This window comes from Achromobacter sp. NPDC058515 (genome assembly GCF_042721735.1).
Classification (GTDB): Bacteria; Pseudomonadota; Gammaproteobacteria; order Burkholderiales; family Burkholderiaceae_B; genus Achromobacter.
Genome location: NZ_JBHXNI010000005.1, coordinates 255,393 through 277,633, shown reverse-complemented (window position 1 = coordinate 277,633; position 22,241 = coordinate 255,393). Strand labels below are relative to the sequence as shown.

Annotated in this window: 19 protein-coding genes; 9 read left to right on the top strand and 10 right to left on the bottom strand. The window is 66.5% G+C overall.

Annotated elements, in window-relative coordinates:
- Positions 1–178 precede the first annotated feature (178 nt).
- Positions 179–1,216, top strand: a complete 1,038-nt coding sequence (locus ACFWP0_RS12040; protein ID WP_377842251.1) for an alpha/beta fold hydrolase — start codon at positions 179–181, stop codon at positions 1,214–1,216.
- A gap of 9 nt (positions 1,217–1,225) precedes the next feature.
- Here ACFWP0_RS12040 and ACFWP0_RS12035 read toward each other — a convergent pair whose 3' ends face one another.
- Positions 1,226–2,014: an alpha/beta fold hydrolase gene (locus ACFWP0_RS12035; protein WP_377842250.1), complete on the bottom strand. Its 789-nt coding sequence runs from the start codon at positions 2,012–2,014 to the stop codon at positions 1,226–1,228.
- 361 nt (positions 2,015–2,375) lie between these two features.
- Between ACFWP0_RS12035 and ACFWP0_RS12030 the strand changes: the two genes are divergently transcribed.
- On the top strand, positions 2,376–2,837 hold the full coding sequence (locus ACFWP0_RS12030) for a DUF2501 domain-containing protein (RefSeq protein ID WP_377842248.1): 462 nt from the start codon (positions 2,376–2,378) through the stop codon (positions 2,835–2,837).
- A 45-nt stretch (positions 2,838–2,882) separates the two neighbouring features.
- Here ACFWP0_RS12030 and nhaR read toward each other — a convergent pair whose 3' ends face one another.
- Positions 2,883–3,806, bottom strand: a complete 924-nt coding sequence (gene nhaR, locus ACFWP0_RS12025) for a transcriptional activator NhaR (protein WP_377842247.1) — start codon at positions 3,804–3,806, stop codon at positions 2,883–2,885.
- A gap of 144 nt (positions 3,807–3,950) precedes the next feature.
- On the opposite strand from nhaR, the gene ACFWP0_RS12020 reads away from it, so the two are divergent.
- The 3 genes from ACFWP0_RS12020 to ACFWP0_RS12010 all read left to right on the top strand — a co-directional run bounded on the left by ACFWP0_RS12020 (position 3,951) and on the right by ACFWP0_RS12010 (position 6,224).
- The gene (locus ACFWP0_RS12020) at positions 3,951–4,961 is read left to right on the top strand and encodes a TerC family protein (protein WP_377842245.1); all 1,011 of its coding nucleotides are present in this window, start codon (positions 3,951–3,953) and stop codon (positions 4,959–4,961) included.
- The gene (locus ACFWP0_RS12015; RefSeq protein WP_377842244.1) at positions 4,958–5,377 is read left to right on the top strand and encodes a universal stress protein; all 420 of its coding nucleotides are present in this window, start codon (positions 4,958–4,960) and stop codon (positions 5,375–5,377) included. Before ACFWP0_RS12020 ends, ACFWP0_RS12015 begins: the two co-directional genes overlap by 4 nt.
- Positions 5,378–5,447: 70 nt before the next feature.
- Entirely contained in the window at positions 5,448–6,224 is a 777-nt protein-coding gene (locus ACFWP0_RS12010; RefSeq protein ID WP_377842243.1) for a fused MFS/spermidine synthase, read from the top strand.
- Between the two features lie 20 nt (positions 6,225–6,244).
- Here ACFWP0_RS12010 and ACFWP0_RS12005 read toward each other — a convergent pair whose 3' ends face one another.
- The 5 genes from ACFWP0_RS12005 to ACFWP0_RS11985 all read right to left on the bottom strand — a co-directional run bounded on the left by ACFWP0_RS12005 (position 6,245) and on the right by ACFWP0_RS11985 (position 15,683).
- Complete coding sequence (locus tag ACFWP0_RS12005) at positions 6,245–7,600, bottom strand: hypothetical protein (protein ID WP_377842241.1); 1,356 nt, start codon at positions 7,598–7,600, stop codon at positions 6,245–6,247.
- Between the two features lie 24 nt (positions 7,601–7,624).
- A complete protein-coding gene (locus tag ACFWP0_RS12000; protein ID WP_377842240.1) occupies positions 7,625–9,265 on the bottom strand; it encodes a CHAT domain-containing protein in 1,641 nt (546 codons plus the stop codon).
- Between the two features lie 11 nt (positions 9,266–9,276).
- The gene (locus ACFWP0_RS11995; RefSeq protein ID WP_377842238.1) at positions 9,277–12,105 is read right to left on the bottom strand and encodes a PAS domain-containing protein; all 2,829 of its coding nucleotides are present in this window, start codon (positions 12,103–12,105) and stop codon (positions 9,277–9,279) included.
- Between the two features lie 22 nt (positions 12,106–12,127).
- Positions 12,128–13,918 carry a hypothetical protein gene (locus ACFWP0_RS11990; RefSeq protein WP_377842237.1) on the bottom strand — a complete coding sequence of 597 codons (1,791 nt, stop codon included), beginning with the start codon at positions 13,916–13,918 and terminating at the stop codon, positions 12,128–12,130.
- A 304-nt stretch (positions 13,919–14,222) separates the two neighbouring features.
- The gene (locus ACFWP0_RS11985; protein ID WP_377842235.1) at positions 14,223–15,683 is read right to left on the bottom strand and encodes an N-acetylmuramoyl-L-alanine amidase; all 1,461 of its coding nucleotides are present in this window, start codon (positions 15,681–15,683) and stop codon (positions 14,223–14,225) included.
- 350 nt (positions 15,684–16,033) lie between these two features.
- Here ACFWP0_RS11985 and ACFWP0_RS11980 point away from each other — a divergent pair, with 350 nt between their 5' ends.
- The 3 genes from ACFWP0_RS11980 to ACFWP0_RS11970 are packed head-to-tail and all read left to right on the top strand — an operon-like array spanning position 16,034 to position 17,921.
- The gene (locus tag ACFWP0_RS11980; RefSeq protein ID WP_377842233.1) at positions 16,034–16,711 is read left to right on the top strand and encodes a CsgG/HfaB family protein; all 678 of its coding nucleotides are present in this window, start codon (positions 16,034–16,036) and stop codon (positions 16,709–16,711) included.
- Between the two features lie 11 nt (positions 16,712–16,722).
- On the top strand, positions 16,723–17,268 hold the full coding sequence (locus tag ACFWP0_RS11975; protein WP_377842231.1) for a DUF4810 domain-containing protein: 546 nt from the start codon (positions 16,723–16,725) through the stop codon (positions 17,266–17,268).
- Positions 17,268–17,921: a DUF799 domain-containing protein gene (locus ACFWP0_RS11970; protein ID WP_377842229.1), complete on the top strand. Its 654-nt coding sequence runs from the start codon at positions 17,268–17,270 to the stop codon at positions 17,919–17,921. The genes ACFWP0_RS11975 and ACFWP0_RS11970 overlap by 1 nt, the downstream gene beginning before the upstream one ends.
- Before the next feature lie 4 nt (positions 17,922–17,925).
- On the opposite strand, the gene ACFWP0_RS11965 is transcribed toward ACFWP0_RS11970, so the two are convergent.
- Positions 17,926–19,128: an amidase gene (locus ACFWP0_RS11965; RefSeq protein ID WP_377842228.1), complete on the bottom strand. Its 1,203-nt coding sequence runs from the start codon at positions 19,126–19,128 to the stop codon at positions 17,926–17,928.
- Positions 19,125–20,117, bottom strand: a complete 993-nt coding sequence (locus ACFWP0_RS11960; RefSeq protein WP_377842226.1) for a Bug family tripartite tricarboxylate transporter substrate binding protein — start codon at positions 20,115–20,117, stop codon at positions 19,125–19,127. Before ACFWP0_RS11960 ends, ACFWP0_RS11965 begins: the two co-directional genes overlap by 4 nt.
- Positions 20,118–20,240: 123 nt before the next feature.
- On the opposite strand from ACFWP0_RS11960, the gene ACFWP0_RS11955 reads away from it, so the two are divergent.
- Positions 20,241–21,137, top strand: a complete 897-nt coding sequence (locus ACFWP0_RS11955) for a LysR family transcriptional regulator (RefSeq protein WP_377842224.1) — start codon at positions 20,241–20,243, stop codon at positions 21,135–21,137.
- Here the strand turns inward: ACFWP0_RS11955 and ACFWP0_RS11950 are convergent.
- On the bottom strand, positions 21,118–22,236 hold the full coding sequence (locus ACFWP0_RS11950) for an alkene reductase (protein WP_377842223.1): 1,119 nt from the start codon (positions 22,234–22,236) through the stop codon (positions 21,118–21,120). The two genes, ACFWP0_RS11955 and ACFWP0_RS11950, sit on opposite strands and share 20 nt — an antisense overlap.
- Positions 22,237–22,241: the final 5 nt, after the last annotated feature.

Genomic DNA, 22,241 nt, shown 5'->3' with positions numbered 1-22,241 from the left:
TAGTAAAAGCGGCCTTCCGCCGCCTCTAGCCATTTATCGGGGTTTTTTTCAGTTTTTTTATGTCCTTGTGTATCTGGCCTTGCGGCCCGTACATGCGCACACCCAACGCGCCGCGGTTTCCGACACAGTCCCGTTCAGCAGTCCTCCCCCTTGAACACGACTTCTTCGGAGCATCATCATGTCGGATCCCGTAAACGTCCAGCGGCGCCGCCTGCTGGGCACGACTTCCTCCCTTGCGGGCGCCAGCCTGCTCGGCCTTGCGCTGGGCGGCAATGCGCTGGCCCAGTCCGCGACGCCGGCCGCCGCGGGCGGAGCGCCGCTCTTTGGCAGCATCCGGCAGATCAAGGCCGGGACGCTCGACGTCGGCTATGTGGACGCCGGCCCCGCCGGAGGCCCGGTCGCGATCCTGCTGCACGGCTGGCCCTATGACATCTACAGCTTCATCGACGTCATCCCGCGGCTGACCGCCGCAGGCTACCGGGTCGTCGCGCCCTACCTGCGCGGGTACGGCTCGACCCGGTTCCTGTCGCCGGACACGCCGCGCAACGGCGAGCAGGCCGTCGTGGCCGTGGACATCATCGCGCTGATGGATGCGCTGAAGATCGGCAAGGCGGTCGTCGCCGGCTTTGACTGGGGCGCGCGCACCGCCTGCATCATGGCGGCCTTGTGGCCCGAGCGCTGCGAGGCGCTGGTGTCCGTCAGCGGCTACCTGATAGGCAGCCAGGAGGCCAACCGCAAGCCCCTGCCGCCCCAGGCGGAACTGCAGTGGTGGTATCAGTTCTACTTCGCCACGGAGCGCGGCGCGGCCGGCTATGCGGCCAACGTCGCCGGCTTCAACAAGCTGATCTGGCAGCTCGCGTCGCCGCAATGGAAGTTCGACGACGCCACGTACCAGCGATCGGCGCGCGCCTTCGATAACCCCGACCATGTCGCGGTCGTGGTGCACAACTACCGCTGGCGCCTGGGACTGGCTCGCGGCGAGGCGCAGTACGACGAGCTTGAGCAGCGCCTCGCGGCCTCGCCCAAGATCCGCGTCCCGACGATCACGATGGAAGGCGACGCCAATGGCGCGCCGCACCCGCCCGCAGCCGCCTACGCCGGCCAGTTCGTGGGCAAGTACCAGCATGTGGACGTCGGCGGCGGCATCGGGCACAACCTGCCGCAGGAAGCGCCCAAGGCCTTTGCCGATGCGGTGCTGCGGGCCGCGCGGCTGTAGCGCCGGGGCTTACACGGGGCGCGCGAGCCAGCCCGAGATGGTCTCAAGCACCGCTTGGGGCAGCTCGCGATGCGGCACATGGCCGCAATCCGCGAAAATCACTCGCTGCGCTCCCGCAAGCGCTTCAATGCGCTCGGCGTGCCGGGTCGATCCATATTCGTCGCTGTCGCCGTGCAAGGCCAGCGCCGGGCAGCGCACGCCGCGCAGCTGCGCGTCCAGCGTCCAGTCGGCGAAGTGGGGCGACAGCCAGGTATCGATCCACGCGCTGAGCACCCAGGCCGCCTTCTCGCCGTGGTATTTCTTCAGGCGATCGAGCTGCCCCGGCTGCGCGAACGATACCCGGGCCTGCCTGATGCCTTCCAGCGTGCGATCCTCGGCAAACACCTGCGCCGACTCGGTGACCAGGGCGCGGCAGGAATCGCCATGGGCCGCGGCGCAGGCAATCGCCATGCCTCCCCCCACGCTGTGGCCGAAGGCCGCAAACCGGTCCACGCCCAGCGCCTGGCGCACGGCGAGAAAGCCCTCATGCGCCTCGCGATCCACGAAATCCATGCCCAAGCTGCCTGCGTGCGGGTCCGAACGGCCAAAGCCCAGGCGGTCATAGGCGATGACGGTGCGTCCGGTGGCGCCGGCAAGCTGTTGCGGAAAGTCGCGCCACAGTTCGACGCAGCCCAGGGAGTCATGGAGCAGCACGATGGGCACGGCATTCGCATCGGGTGCGCCGGGCGTCCAGCGCCGCGCGAAAAGGCGGCCGCCTTCGGCAGGGATGAGGACATCTTGGGTCTCGACGGACGACATCGCTGGTTCTCACAAAATGGGTGGCGCACGAAGCTTGTGGATACGACGCCTGCCGCCATGGCCGGCGGCGGGCAGCCGTGAAGGCTGACCGGAATAGTAGCGTAGGCCGCGCGGCTCCGGCCCCGTTTGGAGCGCATTGCCTTGCGCAAGCCCCGCGCTTCGATGCGAAGCGCAAGCGCTGATGCCGGATCGATCCGGCATCGCTGGAAATCAACATTCCCCACGTATCAAAGACGTGACGTTACGAATTCAATTGCTACGGCTCCCCCGGCAGGCGCAGGCCGACCCACACGATTTGTCGCATTGGCCCCGGCGCCCGCCGCTACGATGGCTCCAGTCAAAACCGCATCAGGAGCAAGCCATGAATATCCGTGCCCGCCATGTCATCAGCGCGGCCGCCCTCGTCGCCGCGCAGTGCGTTTCGGTGGTTGCGCACGCGCAATTGCTGGATGCCGTGAAGGGCCAGATGGGCGGCGGGAATCAGGGCGGCGCGGCCGGCAACGCCCTGCCCGGCCTGGGAGGCGGCTCCTTGTCGTCGCTGAGTCCCGCCACGGCCGGCAACGCGGCCGGCGTGCTGGAATTCTGCATGAAGAACAACTACCTGAGCGGCGGCGACGCGCAGGCGATGAAAGACAAACTGATGGGCAAGGTGTCCGGCGGATCGGCCAAGGCGAAATCCGACTCGGGCTACCTGGCGGGCGTGCAAGGCATGCTCAACGGCAGCGACGGCAAGTCGGTCGACCTGAGCGGCGGCGGGCTGAAGGAAGAAATCACCCGCAAGGCCTGCGACCAGGTGTTGAAGCACGGCAAATCGTTCCTGTAGGGCTGTTGTCAACGAGGTTGCCGGCGGTCTCCCGGGAGGCATTTCTCAGCGGCGCGCCTTGCGCCCCGCCGGACTGAAGATGTCTTCCTGGGCCGCCTTGCTGAGCGCCACCACGGCCGGATGCTGCAGGCGCTGTTCGGTGGTGATGGCGTAGAACTGTTCCTTGACCGCCTCGGTGCTGCCGATGGCGCGCACGCGGTATTGCTTGCAAAGATAGGCGGCGGTGGCCGTGGGCGCCACGAACAGGCCCGCGCCGGTCTGGCCGAACGAGTTCATCAGCGCGCTGTCGTCGAACTCGCCGACGATGCGGGGGCGGATGTTGTGTTCGTCGAACCATTGCAGCAGCCGCGGCCGCACGGCGGCGTCTTCCCCGGGAAGCAGGAACGGCGCCTGGTCGAGCAGGCCGGGAAAGCGTTTGGGCAGACGCTCAAGCAGGGCTGCCGATCCAAAAAACGTCAGTCCGCTTTCGCCTAGCAGATGGCTGAACCCCCGGACATTCAGGTTGTTCGGCATGGGGCGGTCGGCGATCACCATGTCGAACCGGTGCACGGCCAGGTCCGCCAGCAGGAAGGGCAGCCGGCCCTCCCGGCAGATGAGGCGCACGTCCTCCTTCAGTTCCAGCGCGGGCTCTATCATCCTGTACACCATGGCCTTGGGCATGCCCTCGGCGACCCCCACCTTGAACTCCATCGCCCGCCGGGCGGGGCGATCGCGCAGGTCGTCGAGCAGTTCGTCGCCCAGGGTGAAGATGCGGTCCGCATACAGCAGCGCCTGGCGGCCAACGTCCGTTAGTTCCAGGCCGCGGCCGGCTCGCCGGAAGAGCTCTGTGCCCAGCATGGATTCGAGCTCCTGCAGTTGGCCGCTGATGGATTGCGGCGTGCGCTGCAATTGCTGCGCCGCGCGGGCAATGCTGCCAGCCTTGGCGACCATCCAGAAATAGCGCAGATGCTTGTAGTTGAGAGTGACCATGGCTGATCAATCCAAAAAATCTGTCTATCAGTTCATCATATGCGAATTGTTCGAAGAATTAAGGTGCTCTAGACTGGCGTCGTGACTTTTCGTGCATCACTGGCCATCGCGTAGCGGGCTTGGCGCGATGGCGGGAGACGCCTGATGAACCAGGTCGAGACCTTTGCCACGCTGCCGATGTGGGTGGGATTCGTGGGGTTCGTGCTGGCAGTGCTGGCGGTGGACCTGTATGCGCTTGGCGGCCGCCGCGCGCACCGCGTGTCTTCGCGCGAGGCGCTGTGCTGGGTGTTGGCGTGGATGACGCTGGCTACGCTGTTCGGCATCCTGATGTGGTGGTTCCTGGACGCCACCCTGGGCCGCGCGGTGGCGCATCAGAAGGTGCTGGAGTTTTTCACCGGCTACCTGATCGAACTGTCCCTGTCCGTGGACAACATGTTCGTGTTCTCGCTCATCTTCGGGTACTTCGCGGTGCCGCTGGAATTGCAGCGCCGCGTGCTGCTGTACGGCGTGCTCGGGGCCATCGTGATGCGCGTCAGCATGATTCTTGCCGGCGTGTGGCTGCTGTCGAAATTCGTGTGGCTGTTCTACGTGTTTGGCGTGTTCCTGGTGTTTACCGGCATCAAGATGCTGCTCACGGCGGGCCGGCAGCCGGATATCGCCCGCAATCCGGTGGTCCGCTTCCTGCGGTCCACCATGCGTATCACCAAGAACTATCACGGCCAGGCGTTCTTCGTCTACATCGACGGATTGCGGTACGCCACGCCCATGTTCGTCGTGCTGCTGGTGATCGAGGTGACCGACGTCGTCTTCGCGGTGGACAGCATCCCCGCCATCTTCGCGGTCACCACCGATCCGTTTATCGTCTTCACTTCCAACATCTTCGCCATCATGGGCTTGCGGGCGCTGTATTTCCTGCTGGCCGACATGGTGGCGCGGTTTCACTATCTCAAGTATGGCCTTGCCACCGTGCTCGTGGTCATCGGCGGCAAGATGCTGGCCGCGCCATGGGTACACGTGCCGGTGCACTGGTCGCTTGGGGCGGTGGGCCTGATCTTGCTGGCGTCGGTCGGAGCCAGCTGGGTCCTGCCCAGACGGACGGCGGAAAACGCCGCGCGTCCGGAGGTCAAGAAGTCACAAACCGGAGGTCTGCCATGAACACGATCATTCTTGCCACCGATGGGTCGAAGTACAGCGACGCCGCCGCGCGCTACCTGGTCGAGACCCCCTTGTTGAGCCGCGATTTCGTTGTGCACGTGGTGCATTGCGAGCCCGAGGTGAGCGGGGATGTCCAGTCCTTCATCGGCAAGGCGGACATCGATGCGTGGCATCACGAAGAAAGCGGCAAGGCGATGAAGTCGGTGGTGGACATCCTGCGCACGGGCAATGTGGGGTTCGAATGCCACGAGCTCGTCGGCTTTACGCCGGAGAAGATCGTCGACTATGCGAAACAGGCCAGCGCCGCGGCGATCGTGATCGGCTCGCACCATCACAGCCCGCTGCTGAACGCGATCCGAGGCTCGGTAAGCGGACGGATACTCGCGCATTCTCCCTGCCCGGTGCTGCTGGTCTAGGGCCCCGCCCGAGGCGCGCTGCCGGGGAGATGGTATCTTCTGCGCATCTTCCCGCTATCCGCCTTTGCCCATGTCCGATGTCATCGTTCCCGCCGAGCCTCCGTTTTCCGAGGACTCGGCGGGCATCCACAGGCCTTTCATCCAGAACGCCGGCACCCGGCGCACCCTGCATTTCACGCAGCAGGAAATACAGAGCAGCATGTCCACGCTCAATCCGGACGCGCTGGAGATCGAGTACACGCGGATGATGATGGGCTTTGTGCTGTTCAAGCCGGAACCCGCGCATATCCTGATGGTGGGGCTGGGGGGCGGTTCGCTGCCCAAGTTCTGCTACCGCTATCTGGCGGGCGCCGAGATCTCGGTGGTCGAGATAGACCCGGCCGTCATTGCGCTGCGCGAGGCCTTCATGGTGCCCCGGGACGACGGCCGGTTCCGCGTGATCCAGGCGGATGCCGCCGACCACCTGCGCGGCCTGTCGGATCACGCCGACGTGATCCTTCTGGACGGCTTCGGCGTGGGCGGCATACCCGATGCGCTGTGCTCGGCGGAGTTCTACGCCGGCTGCCATCGCGCCTTGCGCGAGGACGGCATCCTGGTGATCAATTTCCACGTGAACCACCCGGATCACCATGAGTACCTGGACCGCGTGCGCGAGTCGTTCGGGCCGGCCATGTTCGAAGTGGTCGACGACGACATGACCAACAGCATCGTGTTCGCCTGCAAGGGAAACCTGCTGGCCGACCCGGGGGCGGCCGAGCTCAAGCGGCCGGCCTGCGTGCCGAAGGATGCCTGGCGGCAGCTGATGCCTACGCTGCGCGTGATTGGGGCGACGCTGGAGTTGAGGTAGGCCCCCAGGCGCCCGGTTCGTCAGGGCCTGTCGTTCAGGACGACGGACAGGAGTTCACGAGAGGCCTCGGATAAGGCTGCGGGGGCAGGTTCCACGCCGGACGTGCTCGCCGTGCCCCTGCCGTTTTCGCCGTTCCCCAGCGAGTTCACGAGCGAGGAGAACGTCTTCGCCAATGACGCATCGGCGGAAATGCCGGCGACGGGCGCGTCCCCGCCGTAGGCCGTTGCTGATTTTACGAGCAGAAGCCTTGCCGCCTCGAGCGGCGCGGCTGCGGGGCTCCGGGCCTCGCTTGCGGCCCGGCCCCTGTCCGCCAGGGCGGCCATGACATCGGGTTGGGTAGCGGATCTCAAGAGGCTCATCCTGCTGATCCACTTTTCCCTTTCGTTCGTGTAGGCAGTCAGCAGTGCAAAGCGGTCTTTCTCGATCAGCAGCGGCGAGCCTGCCACGTCGACCGCCAGCGACTGGAAAGCGGCGTTGGCCGCCAGGCTGTTTCTGCCCGCCAGCGCCGTGGTCACCTCCGTCCATTTTTGATGAAACGGCAGCGCCGTGGCGGCGAGGAACATATCGTCTCCCAGCGTGGGGCGCTGCTCGAACGCCAGCACCAAATAGTCCACGTCGTTCACCGGCGCGGACGCGCCATTTCCCCCGGACCGATGCAGCACGCCATCGACGAGCTGCAATCCCTGCAAGCTGTCCTGCGAATCAGCCCCCGCAAGCACACGGTAGCCGCTGCGGCGCAGCGCTTTGCCATCGAAAATGCCGAAGCGAACGCTGACGCCGTCCGTGCCGAACAGCTTGCTCAAGGGCTTGAGCAGGCTTTCTCCAGTCTTGACGATGGCGCCGCCCACCGGACCGCCGAACATCGTGACAGTCGTCGCCACGAAATCGAGGATGCTGCGGGTGAGGCCGCTGTCGCTGAACCGGCACAATGCGGCGAACATTTCCAGGCCGTCACTGTTGAAGGGGACGTTGCGCGCGATATAGACGTCGCGAAAAGTCACCTTGCTCGCGCCGGAACTCGGGGCCGTCGCGCCCATTGCCTGCTGGATCATGTCGTAGCCGACGACGTAGGGGATTTCACGCTGCGATCCGCCCTGGCTGTAGCGCAGGAAGAATGCGCACATGGGCAGAAAGGCGGCAATATAGTTGCCGGCGTCGGTCAGCCGCATCTCGACCAGGCGAACGCTGAAGTAGCATTGCCCGGGCACAAAGGGTTCTCCGTTCAGCCCGGCCTCGGCGGTTTCCCCGCCGGTTTCCGAGGGATCGATCTCCGCGTAATAGTTGCGTCCTGCGGGAACGGTAGGCATCAAGGCGCCGACGCCGTCCGCCATGGTTCCCGAGTCTCCGATCCTGCGCAGCATGCCAAAAATGCTCATGATGTCGGTTCCTTGTCGTGGATTTCAGTCGCGGACCACCGCCATCGCGGAGGCCCAGGTCGGCACGCCGTAGTTCTCGTCGTGGGCGCCAGAGCAGGCGCTCCGGTAGGCTTCCGGGAGTCCCTGCGTGTTCGAGGCATCGAAGTACGCGGCGTAAAACCGCTTCATGAATCGGGCGCAGTACTTGTCTTCGACAGGCCAACGGAACGCAAGGACGCCGGCCGCGCCTCCTCGCATGACTTCCAGCGCGGTGCGCGCCGTCGCGCCGCTGCAGGACGATAGGACCAGCAGTTTGCAGTTCCCTCTTTTCATCCAGCTTCCAACGAGGCGAATTGACAGTTCGAGGCCTATTCCCTCTCGTTCGCCCGGCAATACCAGTATCGTGCTCTCGCCCATCGAAGCGGAATGGCCGCAAAAATGAACGATGTCGTATCCGCCACGAGTCACCATTTCCTCCAGCTTGTCGAGCAGCCGGTAGCCAGTCAGAGCAGGGGCTTCCTCTATGACGAGGCGGCCGTCCAGCTGCGCCTCCAGGGTGCGCAGGTCGTCGAGTTCCATGCCGACGGCTTGCAGTCTGTCGAGCGACACGCTTGGGTGGTCGTCTCCTCCGATTTCCGACTGAAATGAAATGCTCCCCCTGAAGTTCGCGTCGATAAAGAGCAGCTTCGACGGCCGTTCGTCGCCGGACGCGGGCTGCTCAAAGCGGCGGGCGAAGTTGGTGGGTCCGAGGTGCAGGCGTCTGGCCATTGGCACCGTCTGGCACAAGTAGAAGCGACTGGCGAGGCGGTATTCGGCGTTGCAGCTCAGCTCAAAAGGCAGGCTGAAGTAGGCCGCGCCGAGCTGGTCTGTCAGATTGAACTGGAACCTGAGGTCCATGGAGGTCAAGCCGCCGTCAGGCGCGAGGATTCCGTGGTCGCGGGCGCGCTGGATCAGCGTGGAGATGGCCTCGCCCAGGGAGTTCGTCACCATGTTGTCGAACGCGTCGATTCCCATGCGGCTGAGGGCGTCCAGCCAGTTTTCCACCCGCCTGTTTCTTTCGTACGGCTTGAATTTCGCTATTTCGTCGACTAGCGAGTCGATCCTGCTAGGACTTTTATAAGGCACTTCCGACGATGAGAAGAGGTGCTGCCCGAAATGCAGGTGGTAGGTAACCGTGTGCGGGGCGACTTCGATGATCAGTCGCCGATGGCGCGTGAGCTTGTCCGTCGCCACGCTGCCCAGCGCGATCGCAAGGCCCTCGCCTCCGTACTGGGACTCTCCTATTCTTTTGCTCCACAAGAGCCGCTCGGGCCGTTCCAGGACGCAGCGCAGCACCGGTTCGGGCGGATTCTCCGTCACGACGAACACGGGAACAGGCGCGATCCGCTCCAGCCAGTTCAGGAAGTCCGCCGTGGCCGTGCCGGGTTCGGAAGGTCCCGTTTTGGACGTAAGCCCCGCATCGACAATGACCAGCGCCGGCAAGGAATCCGTGCGAAGCTCAACCTCTCGCCGCGCCTTTTCCAGTGTGGGCTGCTGGCGCAAGCGGGCGCCGACGAAAGGCGTGATCCTCGGGTCTTTCTGCGCGTATCTGGGCAACAGCTGTATGCGATCTCTCCAGTACTCCTTGTCTACATCGTGGGGGCTGACCAGCAGAATCCAATTGCGCTCCAAGGCAGGCTGTTCCATGACGGCCTCCTTCATTCGAAATGGCTGGGAAAGCGCATCGTGAACGAGCGCCAAGGCGGCAGCACCGATTCATAGGCTTGCGATGGCCGCGCCGCGGCGTCCGGCAGCGGAGGATCCGTGGCCAATGCGCCGCCGTGATCCCGCATCGTCTGGACGATCTGGTCGATCGCCAGGCCCGCGCCATCGTGCGCCGCCCGCTCGGCGTTCACCAGCGCGTCGTCGGGCACGGTATACGCTCGGCCGCTGGTATCCCACGCCTGGTCGGCGCTCAGGCCCAGGCGCACCGAGCATCCCTCCCCGCCGTCGCTGATATCGATTTCAACGCTGGCGTCATCGGTGCGGCATCGCAGCAGGTAGGCCAGAATGGATCGGAAGGCCGCGGACAGCGCGTCGGGATCGCCTTGCACCACCGGTCCGCGATCCACCCGGGCATCGCCCAGCGGCTGAATGCGGCTCTGGTCGCGCGCCGGTAGCGCAGCGACCACGCCCGTCAGGAGTTCGCGCAGCGCAATCGGGGCATGCGAGCCCAACGTCTGCCGGCGGGTCTCGCTGGCGCTCGCCAGCCGTTCGAACGTAATGTCCGCCTTGCCGATTTCCGCGACGATGCGCTCGCTGAGTTCATGGGCCTTGGCGACGATCTCCGGTTGCTGCCCTTGCGCCGCTTCTTCATGCAGAGACGCCGTCTGCGAGGTCAGGCTGCACGCCAGCGCCAGCGAGGTGCGGGTCTGGTCGGCCACCTCCGCCACGGTTTCGCGCAGGAAGCGCATGTCGCGTGTCCATTGCATGTCCGCGATGTCGGTGAAGAACCAGATCGACATGTCCAGGCTGGGGTCCAGGTCCGTCCGGGTGGCCAGCACGGAGCGGGGCTTTCCGCCTACGCCGCGCAGCTCGATGCGTTCCCGCCGGGGCGGGGAGGCGGCGTTGAGCAATGCGCGCGCCGCGGCGTCGCCCTCCAGCGCGAACGCGGTGATCGACACCGGGGCGTCGCCTTCGGAGCAACGCCCGGGGTCCGTGCCGAGCATGTCGGCGGCCACGCGGTTCATTTCAATGATCGAGCCCTCGCGTCCCACGAACACGACCGCCTGTTCGGTCTCGGCCATGAGGCTTTGCTTGGTCTCCTTCATCAGGCGCAGGCCCAGGCCCTCTTCCAGGTACGTGATGATCTGCAGGAGGTCTTCCGTATCGGGGCCCTTGAAGGCATGCGACACGGAGGACTCCACGTCCAATAGCCAGCGTACCCGGCCGTTCAGGTGGATGGGCACCGTCATCGCGGAGCGCAGCTTGCGGCTGGGGCCGGTGTAATCATGCTGCGCGTGGTCAGGGTTGCCGATGTCGTCGACCGCCAGCAGGCGATCCTCCGCCAGCGTGGCGCCCAGCATGCCGCGGTCGATAGGCTGCCGGTAGTCGGCTGGAATGGCATAGGCCTGATCCAGGCTGTGCTGGGCTACGACTTCGAAACGCCCTTCCAGGCGGTTTACGCGGAACATCGCCACGTGGTCCCACAAGAAATGCGGCGCCACCCTGGCGATGACTTCGTCGCCGGCCAGCCGCAGCGAGGTGGCCGTGGCCACGATGCGCGCAAGCGCGTCGGCGAATGCGGCACGCTCGTCGTCGCGCTCTTTTTCGAAGCGCATCAGGACGGGCTCAAGGTCCAGCGCGCGCAGGATATCGAGATCCTCCTGTCCGTATGCGTTGGGCTTGCGCGTGCACAGGCTCAGCGCCGAGCTGTATCCGCCGGGGCGGGGGACGGGCAGCGTCACGGAGGCTTGAATGCCCATGTTCCGGTAGCAGTCCACCACTTCGTTGTGGAGCCCGGGCATCCTCAGTTCGACGAAGGCGTCGATCTCATCCACCCAGGTCTTGCCGCTGTCCAGATATTCTCGGATCGATGGCGGCAGGTCCATCCAGCGCGCTGGCCACAGCGCCTCGCCTTCCGGCCGCACCGCGATGGCGCGGAACAGCGAGACATCATTGCCGTAGATGCCGAACACCGCGTGTTCGAAGGGCACCAGGAGCTGGATCTGTTCCAGGATGCGGTCCAGCTTGTCCTCCCAGCCGGCGATGGCCGGGTCCAGCGCGATGCGGCGGATCTCTTCGCGCGCGGACTCCAGCAAGCGGGACTGGATGACGGCGAGCACGCCCAGCAGCTCTCCGTTGGGGGCGGGGTCCGGCGTCAGCACCAGCTCGTACTGCCGGTCCGCGTCGGCGGGGACGGCGACGGTCACCGACACCCTTGCGCCGGCGTCTCGATTCTGCGTGCAATTTTTTATCGCGTTCAGGACAGGCGGACCGTCGCCGCTGCGGAAATGCGCGGCCAGGGGCGTGCCGCAAGCTTCGGCGGCAGGAAGGGCCAGGGCTCGCGCGCCTTCGCGGTTGGCAAACCGGATGATGCCTTGCAGGTCCAGCCGGAACACGGCGTACGGCGTGTGCTCGAAGCGGTTCGCTTCGGCGCGCCGGAAGGGTGTGCCGTCGTTGACCAGCACGACCAGCTCGCCGCTGTCCAACGTGCACAAGGGCACCAGTTGGACCGGCACGAGGGCGCCGTCGGCGCCCCGATAGATGCCGTCCGCCGGGCCGCAGCCCATTTGCAGGGGCTCGCGCAAGCCGTAGGCCTGGACGGCGCTGCGGCCCGCCAATGTCTCCTGGCCCGGCGGCAGGGCATTGCTGACGGCCCGGATATCGCCGAGTTCGTCCAGCATGATGCACGGCACGCCGACCTGCGACATCACGCGCAGCACGTCGGCGGCGTGCCCAGCGCCCTGCCCGCCGTCAGTCCGGCCGGCCGCCCTGCGCACGAGTTCCAGCGTTTCCTGGCCTGGTTCTGGTTGGGTCTCTAACATGTCAAAGCCCTCCTGTGGATTGCTAGCGCTTGATGAACGCAATGACCTGCTGCTGCGTGCCCTTGTCGTTGTCGAACCCGCCGTGCGTGCTTGATGCGATGGGCTGGACCCGGGACGCCGCGGAATGGCTGCCCGCGGGCGAGACGTGCACGGCGTCGCAAGGGATGCCGGCGTTGCGGAAGTACCGCTCCATGCCCAGCAGCGGTGTGGTGGTGCCGCCTTCGAATGACTCGCTGACCAGATAGAGCAGCGACCGGCGATACGGCCCGCAGGTGGGGTCGTCTTCTTCCGCGCGGTCGGAAAGATGAAATTGCTGATAGCGCTTGACCCGGGTCTTCAGATGCGGGACGACCAGATCGGAGAATGTCTTGACCGTCACCGCCGGCGCCATCAGGCTGAGCGACTCCAGTTCGCCGCCGTCGGCCGCAAGCCGATGCACGAAGTGGCTGGCGACGATGGCGCCGGCGGAATGGCCGACAATATGCAGCCGCACGCGGCCGCGGGCGACGTGCGACTTGAAGTGCTCGTAGAGCATGATCATGGCGGCCTTATCCTGCGCCAACCCCTTGGGCGCCGGCTCGCTCATCGATTGCGCGTTCTGCTTCATCTCGCCCCAGATTACCGTTCCGGGACGGGCCAGCCAGCGTTCCAGGCGCTGGTTCCACCAGCGCTCCAAGCGTTCGCCGATGCCGCCGGTGGTCCGGGGGACGCCGCTCGCCGCGTCCCGGATGATGTTCTTCACCGTGGTGATGAAGTCGGTTTCCCACATCAGGAAAACCGGGAAGATCTGGTTCTCGTAGAGCAAAGGTATCCATTCGGCGGCCGCTTCGGCGGCATCGTCTTCGCCCACCAGGCCGCCATGCGCGTAGACGCAGACGTCCATCGGCTTGTCCTTGAGCGCCCATTGTTCGCGGGCGGCGCTCATGTGCACGTCGACGATGGCGCGCAAATCGTCCGGCGTTGTCCGGAATGCGCCGCTATTGCTGAGCTGCCCGTTGTTGCCGACGTTGACGATGAAGGGCGATATCTCTCTGTCGCGCAGCACCTTGCCCGCCGCCAAGGTGACCTTCTTTCCGTCGGTGCGCAGGCTGATGCTGTTGGAAATCCTCTCGTGCTCGTGCGTGACGACGCCCAGCTGGACGACCCAGCAGTCCATGGCGTTGCGCATCCAGTCGTCGTAGGTCAGCACGGCCATGCCGCTGGTGCCCCATTCCTCGCCCCACGAGTTCTGAATCAGGAAGCCGTCCTGGGTATATCCCACGATGACGAAGGCATGGCCCTGGATGGCCGAGTCCGGGTCGCCGGCAGGAATGACCCAGAACGGCTGGGCGGCGGGCGTGGCGGCCGCCCTCGGGGACGTGACGCCATGGCCGGCGTCCCAGCCGTCGTGGCATCCCGCGCTGGCGTAGAGAATGCCGACCTCGTTGAGCGCCGCGTGCATTTCGACGATGCTGCGCGTGTCGATGCGGTAATACGCGCCCAGCGGGCGCTTGACGGCGTCCAGCCACCAGTCGTCTTCTGTTCTCTTGGCGGCGGGGGGCATCGTGATCGTGGGAAACAACCCCTGGGCGCAGGCGCCGTGCCTGAACCAGCCTTTCAGGGCGCCGCGCAGGCTGGAGCCGCTGTCGTCGACGGATCCCGGGAATTCGTCGTAGCGCCGCGCCATGGAATACAGCATGAAGGGCGATATCGCCGGGCGCGAATCGCGCTCCGATTTGCGCAGCAGGTACTCGACCACGGTGGACAGCGCGAAGCCCGTGCAGGCGGACGTCTCTTCCTGGTGCTTCACCGTCAGTCCCATGACGGGGATCATCTCGGTTTTCGGCGTGACGGAGATGTTGGGCCGAAACAGGATGTCGCGCGCGTCAAAGGCATCGGGCTTGGCGGATCGGAGAAAGGCAGGTTCGGCCGGCGGCCGTTGGGGCGCCTTGCGCTTGCGGGCGCCTGGGCGCGCGTTCTCCGCTTTTTTTTCAGCGGACGCGGCCGCCGTTTTCGCCGCCGCCTTCGGCTTCGGCTTTGGTTTCGCCGCCGGCTTTCGTCCTGGCGTGGATTTTCTGGACCCGCGCACCGCTGCTTTGCTGCTTGCCATGTCGGTCTCCCATGCGTGTCCGGGGCCCCTACGACGCGAGCTTCAGGCCGGCGATGTACCGCGGCGCATCCGCCGCCAGCTTGGCCTGGACGTCGTTGCGGATCTGTTCGTACAGCGCGGAATTCAGGGTCAGCCGCTGCGCGCACGCCCAGAAATTCACCTGGCGCGCGCCCCAGCGGGAAAACAGGAACCGCTTGCGGCTGTCGACCGAACGGAAGTAGTAGGCCCCCAGGGCCATCGACAGCCCGCCATCGCGTTCGCGGTGCACGGCGCCGAGCTGGAAGTTGCCGCCCGCCTGGGACGAGGCGTGAAAGTCGAAGAGCTGCACGGTGGCGTCGTCATCGGCCAGCTTGCCCAGCGCCGCGACCGCCTGTTGCATGACGGCGAGCTGGTCGCGCCTGGCCACGGAAAGCAGCATATCGACGGCCACCTGATCCATACGGAACTCGCTTTCGTCCTGCGCGTAATGGGTGAACGTCATCTGCCCGCTGGTCCATCCCAGGTTCTCCAGCACCTCCACATAGGATTGGTACCAGGCCTGAGTTTTGGTGAAGCGGTCATGGGCGGCGCTGGCGGCGCGTTGCGCAAGCTGCAGGGAATAGAGCACATCGGCCTTTTCCTGTTCATCGAGGCCCGCCGCGAAGGACAGCAGGCTGCCGGCGTTGATGCTGGCCTGCGGAGCCGTCGCCGGTTTCCCGGCCTTTGAAGCCCGCCCCGCGCGCGAGACGGCGCCGGTGCGCCTGGCCGGCGCGCGCCGCTTTGCTACCGGCAGCCCGGGCGGTTCCAGCGTCTGCACCGGCAGTTCGCCGAGGTAGGCGTGGATGCCCACCGCATTCACGCCATGATCGGGCATGGTGGACGCGGACGCCGCGCTCTTGGCAGCGCGCCGGGCGGCCGGCCTGAGCGGCGGCTGCGGCGACAGCAGCGCGCCGTCCTCGGAGAAGGTCGCGGCCAGGATAAAGTCCGCTTCCGCCGCGGAGTAGGCTGGATCCCAGTGCGTGTTCTCCGGCACATGGCAATGGCCGAAGTGCCCGCTCTTCGAATCCCAGGCGGCGGCGTCGCGATTGTGGCCGCCGGGGTCCCTGCCGTTCTTGGCGGGCAAAGGCCGGCCGGAAGGCCATGCGCGGGGGACGCCATGTTCCTGCTCGATCCACCGGCACAGGCGCGCCAGGTTGGTGAGCGCGCGGCTGTCCTTGGGAAGATGCGCGAATCCGACCAGTTCGATCTGCACGGCGGAATCGCGGTTGGTCTGCGGGCCGCCGGCGTTGTTGCGCAGCGCCCGCGCGCCTTCCGCGGTGTCGACATGCTGGAAGATCGTGCTGGCGTCGACCGTGAAGTGCGGGTCCGAGCGGTTCCTGCGGAACGCGTCCAAGGCGCCCTGGGCGCTGCTGCCTTCGGTGGTGTGGTGGACGATCTTGAAGGGGCCGCCAAGATGCGGTCCGGATGATCCGGAAATGGGCCGCCAGGTCGCAAAAGGGCATCGTGCCATCGATTGTCTCCTCGGAACGGGCGTCGGTGTTCTTAGCAAGACGACATGACGACGGTGATGATTGCGCCCGTGCTGCGATATATATGCGGACCTCATCCGGCTCGCTAGTATCCGGAAGCACTACTCCTTGAATGCGCAATGGTGCATTTGAATTAGGGGGATGTAGTCCGATCCGGCGCATGGATGGTCTCTTCCTGCCGGCGAAAACCTTGACGAAACGCACAAATAGGCCGGATTCGGCCGCGTATTTCAATACGTTTCTGAATTATTCAGTGTATATAATTCGCGTTCGAATCAATGGCTATGGATGCTTTCCCACGCATGGGCGACAGGGCGGGCTGGAGAAAAGAATGTTGAACAAGGTCGTAAAGATCGGGGCGTTGGCGATTCTGTCGACGGTTATCGCGGGTTGCGCGACTGAGCGTTCGCAGGCCCTGGCCGTGCCCGCCGTTGCCGCCGCGAGCAAACCGTATCAAGGCGTGCGCAGCCCGATTTCCGTGGGCAAGTTCGACAACCGCACGAACTACCTGCGCGGCGTGTTCTCCGACGGCGTGGACCGCCTGGGCGGCCAGGCCAAGACGATTCTGGTCAGCCACCTGCAGCGCAGCGGCCGGTTCCAGGTGATGGACCGCGACAACCTTTCGGAGATCGCCCAGGAGGCCGCCTTCAACAAGAAGGCCGCCCAGATCAAGGGCGCGCGCTACGTGGTCACGGGCGACGTGACGGCCTTTGGCCGCAAAGTGACGGGCGACCAGCAGCTCTTCGGCATTCTTGGCCGCGGCAAGGAACAGGTGGCCTACGCCAAGGTTGACCTGAACGTGGTGGATGCCACGACGTCGGAAGTCGTCTATTCCGCTTCGGGCGCGGGCGAATACAGCCTGTCGAACCGCGAAGTGGTGGGTTTTGGCGGCACGGCCGGCTACGACTCCACCCTTAACGGCAAGGTCCTGGACCTTGCGATCCGCGAAGCCGTCGACCGCCTGGTCGACGGCATCGAGCAAGGCGCCTGGCAGCCTTCCAAGAACTAAAGGGGAACCTCATGTCGAACCCTCAGGCGATGCGTCGCGCGGCGGCGCTTGCCCGCGCCGGCCGCGGGCTGGCGATTGCGGCGCTGGCCGGACTGCTGTCCGCATGCGTGCAGCAGCCCAAGCCCATGTACAGCTGGCAGGCTTACCAGCCCTCGGTTTACGCCTATCTCAAGGACGACGGGGCGGATTACGCGGTGCAGGCCCAGGCGCTGGAAAAGAACGTCGAAACCGCGCGGTCGGCCAATGTCGAACTGCCGCCCGGCTTTCGCGCCCACCTTGGCATGCTGTACCTGAAACTGGGCGACGGCAACAAGGGCGTCGAGCAATTGCAGGGCGAGAAGGCGGCGTTCCCCGAGTCCAGCCCGTTCATGGACTTCCTGATGCGCAACGCGGGCAAGCCGCAAGCGCAGCCTGCCGGCGGATCGCCTGCCGCCGGATCGCCGGCCGCAGGATCGCCGGCCGCCGGATCGCCGGCCGCAGGATCGCCTGCCGCCGTTTCCTCGTCCGCCGGGCAGGCGGCGCCCGCGCAAGCCAGCGCACCGAAGAAGGGATCGTGATGATCAGCAGAATTTTCCGCGTGGGCTTGCTGGCGGTTGTTGCGCTGCTTGCGGGCTGCGTCGCCCCTCAGAAGAACAACCTGGACTACACGGCGTTCCGCGAAAGCAAGCCGGCCTCCATCCTGGTCCTGCCGCCGCTCAATACCTCGGTGGATGTGGCCGCGTCGGCGGCGGTGCTGTCGCAGGCCACCCGGCCGCTGGCGGAATCCGGCTACTACGTGATTCCCGTGGGCGTCATGGACGAGACCTTCAAGCAGAACGGACTGACCTCGCCCGACGACATCCACGAGCTTCCGGCGGTCAAGCTGCGCGAGATCTTCGGCGCCGATGCCGCGCTCTACATGACGGTCAAGCAATACGGATCGAGCTATGCCGTGCTGTCGAGTTCGATCACGGTGTCTGTCGACGCGGAGCTGCTTGACCTGCGCAACGGCGCCAAACTGTGGAGCGGCAGCAAGCAGGTGGTGCAGGCCAGCAACAGCAGCGGCGGCCTGCTCGGCATGCTGGTGCAGGCCATGGTGGACCAGATCGTCAACACACTGTCCGACCGCAGCTACGGCGTGGCGGGCATGACGAACAACATGCTGCTCAGCGCCGGCCAGCCCGGCGGCATCCTGTACGGTCCGCGTTCGCCGCGCTACGAGGCGCAGTAGGCCGTCAGCCGCGCCGGACCAGCGGGTGCAATCGCCTGGCCCAGCCGAGCAAGGCGTGATCCTCGTCCGGCCGCGCCACCCACTGCACGCCCACGGGCAAACCGTTCTCCGCCCGTCCCGTGGGCAGATGCAGCGCGGGCCAGCCCAGCAGCGACCAGACCCGGTTGAAGATCGAGGAACCGGTGGACTGCACGCCTCGCGGCGCTTCGCAGGGCGCGCTGGGCGTGATGATGAAGTCGATGTCGCCAAAGCGCGCCTGCCAGTCGCCCGCAAGGCGCGCGCGCGCGTGTTGCAGCGCCACGTACTCCATGTGGGAAATGTCCATGCCGCGTTCGATCGCGCCGCGCAGCGCGGGCGACAGCAGCCCGGCTTGCGCGCTGTGCAGCACCGGCAGCAGGCCGCGGGCCAGTTCGGCATGCATGGTCTGCGCGTGTATGTGCAGCAAGGCCTCCAGGTCCGCGTCCAGCGCGGGCGAGACGACGGCGGCGCCATGGTCGCGCAGCCTCGCGGCGCAGTCGTCCAGCGCCTGCCGGGCGGCCGGGCTGAGCGCGCCGATGGCGTCGCAAGGCAATAGCGCCACGCGCGGCGCGTCTTTCGATGGCTCCTTCGCGGCCTCGCCCGGCAGCAGCGCTCCCGCCACCGCTTGAGACTGTTCCACCGTGCGGCTGAACCAGCCGATGGTGTCCAGCGAATCGCAGACCACGCTCATGCCCAGCCGGTGCACGCGGCCAAAGGTGGGCTTGAAGCCCACCACGCCGCAGAACGCCGCCGGGCGGATCATCGACCCGCCCGTCTGCGTGCCCAGCGCGATGTCCACCATGCCGGCCGCGACCGCCGCGGCCGAACCGCTGGACGAGCCGCCGGGCGTGTGCGCCGGGTTGTGCGGGTTGCGGGTGCCGCCGGGCGTCACGTAGGCGAACTCGGCGGTGACGGTCTTGCCGATGGGGACGGCGCCCGCCGCGCGCAGTTGCGCCACGCAGCTGGCGTCCCATCTGGCGGGAGCGGACGAGGTCGCGGGCGAGCCGGACCGCGTGGGCATGCCGGCGACATCGATGACATCCTTGACGCCAAGCGCGGCGCCGGCCAGCGCGCCGCTCCCGCTTGCGGCCGGCGGCAAGCCGGCCTCGTCGGCCAGGCAGGCCCAGGCCTTGATCTCCGTATCCAGGGCCTTGCTGCGGGCCCATGCTTCATGCGCACCCAGCATCATTGGACCTGGATCTGCTTCTGGCGGATCAGCTGGGTCCAGCGCTCGCTTTCGCTGGCGATGAAGGCCTGGAACTGTTCAGGCGTGCCGCCCGCGACCTCGCCGCCCTGCGACTCGACCACGTCGCGGTACTGCTTGTCCTGCAGCGCGCGGTTGATGTGTTCATTCAGCGTCTTGATGACGTCGGGCGGCGTGCCGGCGGGGGCGATCACGCCGAACCAGTTGGAAACGACCATGTCGGGCAGGCCCAGCTCCTTGAAGGTCGGCACGCCGGGCAGGCCGGGCACGCGCTTGTCGGCGGCGACGGCCAGCATCCTGATGCGGGGCGCGGGGCCGGTCGCGTGCGGCAGGAACAGGCTGGGCAGTTCAATGTAGAAGTCCACGTTGCCGGCGATCAGGTCGTTGACGGCGGGCGCGCCGCCACGATAGGGCACGTGCGTGGCATTCATGCCGGCCTGTTCCTTGAACAGCTCGGTGCTCAGGTGCGAGGCGCTGCCCGCGCCCGTGGACGCGTAGTTGAGCTTTTCGGGGTTGGCCTTGGCGTCCTGGATGAGCGCGGCCGGATTCGCGTAGGGCAACTTGTCGCTCACGCCGAGCGCCATGGGGCCAAGCTCGATGAGGGCGACGGGCGCGATATCCCGGGCCGGGTCGAAGGGCATCTCGTACAGCGCCTTGTTGACCGCCATGGGCGCGAAGTTGCCCAGGCCTATCGTGTAGCCGTCGGGCTTGGCGGTGGCGATCTGGCCGGTGCCGATGTTGCCGCTGGCGCCGGGCTTGTTGTCCACCACCACCGGCACGCCCAGCGAGTCGCTGAGCTTCTGGGCCAGCTGGCGCGAGCGCGTGTCCGAGCTGCCGCCGGCCGCGTAGGGCACGATGAATTTGATCGCCTGGCTGGGATAGGCGGCCTGCGCCCAGACGCTGCCCGAGGCCAGGCACAGGCTGGCGGCAAAGGCGCCGGCCAGGAGTTTGATCGTTCCGGATGCTGCACGCATGGCAATTCCCTTGAAGTGGAGGGTTTGCACACCCCCGCCGTTGATTGTCAGCGCATAGTAGGAAAGGCTGGATTAGGTTGTCTAATACCTTATTCTCTAGTTATTGATTCGCCAGGAAAATAAATGCTGATCGATAGCCGATTGCTCCAGGTGTTTGCCGTGGTTGCCGAGGAGCTGCATTTCGGTCGCGCCGCGCAGCGCCTGCATCTGAGCCAGCCTCCGTTGAGCCAAAGCGTGCGCAAGCTGGAGGAAGCGCTGGGCGTTCAGCTGCTGGAGCGCACCACGCGCACGGTGAGACTGACGGCGGCGGGCGCGGAGCTGCAGCGCCGCATCGGCCGGATGGCGATGGAACACGAGGCCACCGTCCGCCACGTGCGGCAGGCGGCCAGCGGCGAGGCCGGCCAGTTGACCATCGGCCTGACGCCCAGCGCGGCGTACTCGAATGTGCCCCAGGCCTTGTTCGTGTTCCGCCAGCGCCATCCGGGCGTGACGCTGGACCTGCTGGAAATGAACTCAAGCGAGATGCCGGACGCGCTGCACCAGCGGCGGCTGGATCTGGCCCTGCTGCGCCCGCCGTTCGCGGACGCGGACCTGGCGCCCGTGCCGCTGTATTCCGAGCCGATGGTGCTGGCGCTGCGGCGCGACCATCCCCTGGCCGGCAAGCGCTGGGTGACGATGGCGCAGGTGCTGGACCTGCCGCTGGTGGGCTATGCGCGCGAACGTTCGCGCTACTTCAGCCAGGTGCTGCGGCAGATGGTCGAGGCGGCCGGCAAGCCGGCCAACATCGTGCAGGAAAGCATGATCCCGACAATCCTGACCCTGGTCGAAGCGGGCTTCGGCGCGGCGGTGGTGCCGGCGTCGCTGGCGCGGATGCGCATGGACATCCTGGCCTATGTCGGCATCCGGGGGCCGGGCGCCTTCCGCGCGGAGCTGGCGGCCGCCCGCCATCCCGACAATCCGAATCCGTCCATCGACGCCTTTGTCGCGATCATGCGGGAGATCAAGCAGCAGGCGGGCTGATGTAGGCCGGATAGTCCGTCAGCCCGCGCGCGTCTCCGCCGAACAGGGTGGCGCGGTCGTGCTCGGCCAGCGGTTCGTCGTTGCGCAGGCGCTCCGGCAGGTCGGGGTTGGCCACGAACGGCCGGCCGAACGCGATCAGGTCGGCCCAGCCGCCATCCAGCGCGTCGCGGGCGCGTTCCGCGGTGTACTTGCCCGCGTAGATGAGGACGCCCGGATAGACGCGGCGCAGCGCCTGCTTGAAGGCCAGCGGCATGTCCGGCGCGTCGTCCCAGTCCGCCTCGGCGATGTGGATGTAGCCCACGCCGATCTCGCCCAGGCGCTTGGCCGCGGCGGTGTAGGTGGCGACGGGATCCGCGTCCACGCAGCCGTTCAGCGTGGTCAGCGGCGCCAGGCGGATGCCGACACGCGAGGCGTCGCCCAGGGTTTCGATCAGCGCGCGGGCCACTTCGTCCAGGAAGCGGATGCGGTTTTCCAGCGAGCCGCCGTATTCGTCGGTGCGCGCGTTGGCGTGCGAGTCCAGGAACTGGTTGACCAGGTAGCCGTTGGCGGCATGCAGCTCCACGCCGTCGAAGCCGGCGACGATGGCGTTGCGCGCAGCCTGCCGGTATTCCTCCACAATGGCGCGGATCTCGTCGATGGCCAGCGCGCGGGGCGCCGAGGCCTGCACGAAGCTCGGGCTGCCGTCTTCGTTTTCGATGAAGACGTTGACGCCCTCGGCCTGGATGGCCGACGAGGAGACGGGGGCGCGGCCGCCGAGCAGGCTGGCGTGGCTCAGGCGCCCCACGTGCCACAGCTGGGCGTAGATGCGGCCGCCGGCGGCATGCACCGCGTCGGTCACGCAGCGCCAGCCGGCGACTTGCGCCGGGGTGCAGAGGCCGGGCGTGCCCGCATAGCCCTTGCCCATGGGCGAGATATAGGTGCCTTCGCTGACGATCAGGCCGGCGCTGGCGCGCTGCGCGTAGTAGCGCGCCATCAAGGCGTTGGCGGTGTCGCCCGGCTGCGTGGCGCGCGAGCGCGTCATCGGCGGCATCACGAGGCGGTTGGGCAGGTGCAGGCCGCCCAGGGCGAGCGGTTCAAACAGGGGATCGCGTGTCTTCATGGCGT